The organism is Bradyrhizobium sp. SZCCHNGR1005 (assembly GCF_032489995.1).
Classification (GTDB): domain Bacteria; phylum Pseudomonadota; class Alphaproteobacteria; order Rhizobiales; family Xanthobacteraceae; genus Bradyrhizobium.
This window is the reverse complement of record NZ_JAUEZC010000018.1, coordinates 21226-28193: the sequence shown is the minus strand read 5'-3', so window position 1 is coordinate 28193 and position 6968 is coordinate 21226. Positions and strand designations below refer to the sequence as shown.

Genomic DNA, 6968 nt, shown 5'->3' with positions numbered 1-6968 from the left:
ACCGCAAACACCATGGTCAAAAACAACACCCGATATACCCAGCAATCGCTTGACAGCTAAGACAGTCGCCGGGTTCACGCTTCGCGTGCCCCGGAATGACAGCAAGGTCACACCCCGCCCGGATAGTTCGGGCTCTCGCGGGTGATGGTCACATCGTGGACGTGGCTTTCGCGCAGGCCCGCGCCGGTGATGCGGACGAACTGGGCCTTGTCGTGGAACTCGGCGAGGTCCTTGGCGCCGACATAGCCCATCGCGGCGCGCAGGCCGCCAGCGAGCTGGTGCATGACGTTGCCGACCGGGCCCTTGTACGGCACCTGGCCCTCGATGCCCTCCGGCACCAGCTTGAGCGTATCCTTGATGTCCTGCTGGAAATAGCGGTCGGCCGAGCCGCGCGCCATCGCGCCGACCGAACCCATGCCGCGATAGGCCTTGTAGGAGCGGCCCTGCCACAGGAACACTTCGCCGGGGGTCTCGTCGGTGCCGGCGAGCAGCGAGCCGACCATGGCGACGTCGGCGCCGGCGGCGAGCGCCTTGGCGAGGTCGCCGGAATATTTGATGCCGCCGTCGGCGATCACGGAGACGCCGGCCTTCTTGGTCGCCTCCACCGCGTCCATGATCGCGGTGAGCTGCGGCACGCCGACGCCGGCCACGATGCGGGTGGTGCAGATCGAGCCCGGGCCGATGCCGACCTTGACCGCATCGGCGCCGGCGTCGATCAGCGCCTGCGCGCCGTCACGGGTCGCGATGTTGCCGGCAATCACCTGCACCCCGTTCGACAGCCGCTTGATGCGGTTGACCGCATCGAGCACGCGCGAGGAATGGCCGTGAGCGGTGTCGACCACGATCAGATCCACGCCGGCGTCGATCAGCCGCTCGGTGCGCTCGAAACCGCCCTCGCCCACCGTCGTCGCCGCGGCCACGCGGAGGCGGCCCTGCGCATCCTTGCAAGCGAGTGGATGTGCGACTGCCTTCTCCATGTCCTTCACGGTGATCAGGCCGACGCAGCGATACTGATCGTCGACCACGAGCAGCTTTTCAATGCGATGCTGGTGCAGGATCTTCTTGGCTTCGTCCTGGCCGACGCCCTCGCGCACCGTGACGAGGTTCTGATGCGTCATCAGTTCGGAGATCTTCTGCCGCGGATCGGTGGCGAAGCGCACGTCGCGGTTGGTGAGGATGCCGACCAGCTTGCCCGGAATGCCCTTGCCGCCGCCGACCACGACCGGAATGCCGGAGAAGCCGTGATCGTTCATCAGCGCCAGCGCATCGGCGAGCGTCGCGTCAGGACCGATGGTGAGCGGGTTCACCACCATGCCGGATTCGAACTTCTTCACCTGCCGCACCTGGGCGGCCTGGCCTTCGGGATCGAAATTGCGGTGGATGACGCCGATACCGCCGGCCTGCGCCATGGCGATCGCCATCTTGGCCTCGGTGACGGTGTCCATGGCGGAGGCCATGATCGGGATATTGAGTGGGATCGCCCGCGTCACCTGCGAGCGGATATCCACATCGGAGGGAAGGACGTCCGATAGACCCGGCTTCAGCAGCACGTCATCGAACGTAAAAGCTTCGCGAAGTCCCTGCACGGTCGCCATCGTCAACTCCTTGTCTGCGGCGGTGCGGCCGCGATGCGGTTACGGATGAGCGGCGCCGTCAGCAGACCTCGTGATCCGCAGTCGAATCGATGCCCATCGGTGGGGTTGACGCGGGTCGATAGCATGGCCCTGTGACGAATCAAAGGGCCAGCGGCGGGAAATCCCGCAAATGCGAACGACGTGGTCGACATCAGCGGGATATGCGACGGAATAAAAGATCGCGCAGCGCGGGATTCCGGAACGGAAAGTTCCCCGCCCGGCCCCGCCGGTCGCCATCCAGCCTGGCGCTCGCCTCACAGGCTCGTCATCGCGCCTGTCCGATCCCCGAAATCTGACCCGAGTCCCGCTGGGTCCAGGGGGCCATGCGGCCCGGACAATGGTTCCGGCGATGGCAGGATGATAAAGCCGCCCGGCCCTCCTTCCTTCCCGTCAAGCCCGACTTTCGATGAACAAACAACGCGTCATTCCGCTGATCGTCGCTGCCGCCCTGTTCATGGAAAACATGGACTCCACCGTGATCGCGACGTCGCTGCCGGCGATCGCGGCCGATATCGGCACCAGCCCACTGACGCTGAAACTCGCCATCACCTCCTATCTGCTCTCGCTTGCCGTCTTCATTCCGGCGAGCGGCTGGACCGCCGACCGCTTCGGGGCGCGCAAGGTGTTCAGCCTGGCGGTCGTCGTGTTCATCCTCGGCTCTATCGGCTGTGCACTGTCGCAATCGGTGGCCCATTTCGTGTTCGCCCGCATCCTGCAAGGCATCGGCGGCGCGATGATGACGCCGGTCGGGCGCTTGGTGCTGCTGCGCTCGGTCGACAAGAGTGCGCTGGTCGGCGCCATGGCCTGGGTCACGGTCCCGGCGCTGGTCGGCCCCGTGATTGGACCGCCGCTCGGCGGTTTCATCACCACCTATTTTTCCTGGCATTGGATCTTCCTGATCAACATCCCGATCGGCCTTGCCGGGATCGTGCTGGCGCTGCGCGTGATCGCTCCGATCAAGAGCGACAATCCCGAGCCGTTCGATCTCACCGGCATGGTGCTGGCGGGCATCGGGCTCGCCGGCATGGCGTTCGGGCTCTCCGTGGCGGGTCTCAACCTGTTGCCGTGGTCGATCGTGATCGCGCTGATCGGCATCGGCGCCGTGTCGATGACGCTCTATGTCATCCACTCCCGCCGCACCAACTCGCCGGTGCTCGACTTCTCGATGCTGCGGCTGAACACGCTGCGCGCCAGCCTGATCGGCGGCTTCCTGTTCCGGCTCGGCATCGGCGCGATGCCGTTCCTGCTGCCGCTCCTGATGCAGATCGGCTTCGGCCTGTCGCCGTTCCAGTCGGGCCTCGTCACCTTCGGCTCCTCGGCCGGCGCGATGGGGATGAAGACGCTGGCAGCGCGCATCATCCGGACCTTCGGCTTCCGCTACCTGATGACGATCAATGCGCTCGTCAGTTCGGTCTTCCTGGCGGCGTGCGCGCTGTTCACCCCGCATACGCCGCTGCTTCTGATCCTGATCATCCTGGCGGTCGGCGGCTTCTTCCGCTCGCTGCAGTTCACCGCCATCAACACTGTGGCCTATGCCGAGGTCGAGACCGCGCAGATGAGCCGCGCCACCACGCTGACCAGCGTCGGCCAGCAGCTTGCGATTTCGGCCGGCGTCGCCGTCGGCGCCTTCTCGGTGGAAACCACGATGTGGCTGCATCACGCCGCCGAGCTCAGCGCCGACTCCTTTGCGCCGGCCTTCATCGTGGTCGCCATCACCTCCGCGCTGTCATCCATCCTGTTCTGGCAGATGCCCGATGACGCCGGCAGCGAAATCTCCGGCCGCAAGGTCACTGCGATCGCGAGCCGCAAGGGCGCCGAAAAGGGCGCGGAGAAAGCCGCGACCAAATCAGCATCCGAGACCACACAGGACGCGCGGGACCAAAGGCTGGGATAAGCTCCGCTACCACAACTAAGGAAAGTATCGCCCGCTCTCGAAAAGATGCGATCTGAGACGATCAAGGCACGAGCCTACCCTGTGGCCCCGCGAAACAGCCTCGCTGTCGGGCCGGGCCACCGCTAGGAACGCGCCAGTTCAACGCCTCCTTTCAACCGGGCTCCTGGTCGATCGCGACCTCTCCGTGCCCGGCTTGAGCGAGCGCGGGCGGCGCATGTAGTAGAGCACCGTCAGCATTCCCAGCCAGACAGGACCGACAACCAGCGCGACGCGGGTGTCGGGGAAATAGGCCATCACGCCGATCACCAACGCCAGAAAGGCCAGAGCGAACCACGACCCGTACGGCCAAAGCGGCATACGGAATGTCAGGTTCTGGCGCTCGATAGCAGACAGCGTCGAACGGAACTTCAACTGCGTCAGAAGAATTATTCCCCACGTCCAGATCGCTCCGAAGGTCGAGATTGCGGTTACCCAGATGAATATCTTCTCCGGGACAGAGTAGTTGAGCAGCACGCCAAGAAGCAGGGCTATCGCCGAGACCACGATGGCCGGGACAGGCACGCCTCTGGATGTCGTTGTTGCAAACGTGCGCGGCGCCTGCCCCTGTTGCGCCAGATCATAGAGCATGCGGCCTGTACTGAAGAGACCGGTGTTGCATGACGAAAGTGCGGCAGTGAGGACCACAAAGTTGATGATACCGGCCGCCGTCTTGATGCCCAGCCGTTCGAAGATCATGACGAATGGGCTGCCCTGCGTGCCGATTTCGTTCCATGGGTAGATCGACAGGATCACGAACAGCGCGCCGCCGTAGAAAACCACAATGCGCCAAAAGACAGAGTTGATGGCCTTCGGAATCGAGTTCGTTGGATCTACTGCCTCACCGGCAGTCAGACCGATCATTTCCACGCCGAGATAAGCAAACATCACCATTTGCAGTGACATGAGCAGGCCGAGTGCACCATTCGGAAGAAACCCACCCTGCGTCCATAAATTGGAAATGCCGGTGGCAACGCCGTTGTTTCCCAGCCCGAATACCATCATGGTCAACCCGGCGCAGATCATGAGTACAATGGTCACGACCTTGATCAAGGCAAACCAGAACTCGAATTCACCGTAGGCTTTGACTGTCACGAGGTTGACTGCCCCCATCGCGCTCAGTGCAGCTAGCGCCCAGATCCAGCGTGGCGCTTCCGGAAACCACATCTCCATATAGATGCCGACCGCGGTAATTTCCGCAATGCACGTCACGACCCACAGGAACCAGTAGTTCCAGCCGGTCAAGTAGCCTGCGAGCGGCCCCAGAAGGTCTCTTGCATAACGACTAAACGACCCTGCGACGGGATTATGCACCGCCATCTCGCCCAGTGCCCGCATGATGATGAAGATGACGGCGCCGCCGATGATGTAGGACAGAATGATGCCCGGACCTGCCATCTTGATCGCATTGGCCGAACCAAGAAATAGGCCGACGCCGATGGCTGCGCCAAGCGCCATGAGTCGCATCTGACGCTGACCCAAGTCGCGTTGCAATCCCTCTTTCCTCCCAGACATTTGTCGCCTCCCTTTATGTTTGGATGTTTGGTTGCGCGACGGCTGAGCACGTGAACCGCCCGAAAGCTCTGACCGCAGCAACATTGACGTAGATGTGATCCCGCGCGAGGTCGTCAGCCCAATCAGCCTTACTTCCCGCGCCCCTTTAACAGTGACGAAGCCGCTTGATTATTGCGCAGCCGCCGCCGTTCGCTTGGCTGGGCAGCTACCGCTTTCTCAATCATCTGTGCAGCTGCAAACACCCCTCCCGCAGGGTCGATGACGGTCGTGCCGATCTGACAACATGTTTCATCAGAGGCTCCAATGCCTTCCCCTCCCTGTTCCGACAATGACGCTTGGTCCTGCCTTGACGTATTCTCGAATGGCGGGCGTAAGGGTTCATTGGATAATCCTGGTTCTTGATTTCCTCAGGGATCTACCATCGACCTGCGGTTTATTTCTCAGCAAACTTCAATCGAGGATCGTCTGCTGGCGCAGGATTCCTGCGTCTGCCTGCTCTAAGACGAGAGAGTTCGGCAGAACGGCAATTTTCATCCGAGCTGCCGGCCCTTCCATCCTGATTGCCGCACGCCAGTCGCTGGACGATCTACGAATGCGCGAATGAAAGGAGTCGGGGTCAATCCCGGCTCATGTCGATGATTGCCAAACATTGCTGCGGTGCTCCCCGCAACCTCGCCCATCAGGACGGTCGAGGGACGGGTCACCGGCGACCTCAGGGATCAGAGCCCGGCCTGTTCGATCGCTGAGAATGGCAGGCCGAGACTCTCGGCCACCGCCCTATGAGTGAGCCGGCCCCGATAGACATTGAGGCCGGCGCGCAGATGCGGATTTTCAAGCACAGCTGAAAATCCCTTTTTGGCGAGAGCCAAACCAAATGGCAGCGTGGCGTTATTGAGTGCATGGCTTGAAGTCAGTGGGACAGCTCCCGGCATATTGGCCACACAATAATGAATGACGCCGTCCACTTCATAAGTTGGATCAGCATGGGTGGTCGCGTGCGAGGTCTCAAAGCAGCCACCTTGATCAATGGCGACGTCAACAATTACCGAGCCTTTGCGCATCCCGCTCAACATGCCACGGCTGACGAGTTTCGGCGCGCCTGCTCCGGGAACAAGGACCGCCCCGACTACGACGTCTGCGGCAAATACCTCTTCCTCAACTGTGTCGATCGTCGAGAACCTGGTATGAACGCGCCCGCCAAACAGTTCATCCAGCTCGCGCAGCCTCGGTATCGAGCGATCAACGATTGTGACCGAAGCCCCCAGACCGACCGCCATGCGTGCCGCATGCGTACCGACAACGCCGCCTCCAATCACAACAATTTGGGCAGGCGGAACACCGGGCACCCCGCCAATCAATATTCCCCGCCCGCCAGCATCCCGCTTCAGGGCCGCACCTGCCGCCTCGATCGCAAGCCTGCCCGCGACCTCGCTCATCGGCGCAAGCAACGGAAGTCCGCCCTGCGCATCAGTTACGGTCTCGTAAGCGATTGCGGTGCACCCCGACCTTAAGAGCCCCTTAGCCTGCTCCGGGTCCGGCGCCAGATGCAGATAAGTGAAGAGGATCTGGCTCTCTCGCAACTGCTCCCATTCGGACGGCTGGGGTTCCTTGACCTTTACGATCATTTCGCTCGATGCAAATACCTCGCGACCCGACCCCAGAATCGTTGCACCGGCCTTCCGATAATTGTCGTCCGTTGCGCCAATGCCGGCGCCGGCATTGGTTTCGACTGCCACGTCGTGGCCGGCCGACACGTATTCGCGGACTGCTCCGGGCGTAAGGCCCACGCGATATTCGTGTGTCTTGATTTCCTTGGGAACACCGACCTTCATTTGCATCTCCCTAATTGGCAAACCGTTTGTAGTCGAAAGAGCGGTTCGTTTTCCTGC

General features: G+C 62.1%; 4 protein-coding genes. 1 reads left to right on the top strand and 3 read right to left on the bottom strand.

Annotated features, from left to right (window positions below; all coding sequences use genetic code 11):
- Positions 1-107: 107 nt before the first annotated feature.
- Positions 108-1595, bottom strand: a complete 1488-nt coding sequence (gene guaB, locus QXZ85_RS33415; RefSeq protein WP_315705321.1) for an IMP dehydrogenase — start codon at positions 1593-1595, stop codon at positions 108-110.
- Between the two features lie 445 nt (positions 1596-2040).
- On the opposite strand from guaB, the gene QXZ85_RS33410 reads away from it, so the two are divergent.
- Positions 2041-3528, top strand: coding sequence for a DHA2 family efflux MFS transporter permease subunit (locus tag QXZ85_RS33410; protein WP_315705320.1), 1488 nt, complete (start codon positions 2041-2043; stop codon positions 3526-3528).
- Positions 3529-3666: 138 nt separating this feature from the next.
- Here the strand turns inward: QXZ85_RS33410 and QXZ85_RS33405 are convergent, their stop codons facing one another.
- Together QXZ85_RS33405 and ald are read right to left on the bottom strand one after the other, a co-directional pair.
- The gene (locus tag QXZ85_RS33405; RefSeq protein ID WP_316175669.1) at positions 3667-5058 is read right to left on the bottom strand and encodes an amino acid permease; all 1392 of its coding nucleotides are present in this window, start codon (positions 5056-5058) and stop codon (positions 3667-3669) included.
- Between the two features lie 740 nt (positions 5059-5798).
- The gene (gene ald, locus QXZ85_RS33400; RefSeq protein WP_315765987.1) at positions 5799-6911 is read right to left on the bottom strand and encodes an alanine dehydrogenase; all 1113 of its coding nucleotides are present in this window, start codon (positions 6909-6911) and stop codon (positions 5799-5801) included.
- Positions 6912-6968 lie beyond the last annotated feature (57 nt).

Coding starts and splice junctions, on each gene's coding strand:
- guaB (WP_315705321.1), bottom strand. CDS start 1,595: ATGGCGACCGTGCAGGGACTTCGCGAAGCTTTTACGTTCGATGACGTG.
- QXZ85_RS33410 (WP_315705320.1), top strand. CDS start 2,041: ATGAACAAACAACGCGTCATTCCGCTGATCGTCGCTGCCGCCCTGTTC.
- ald (WP_315765987.1), bottom strand. CDS start 6,911: ATGAAGGTCGGTGTTCCCAAGGAAATCAAGACACACGAATATCGCGTG.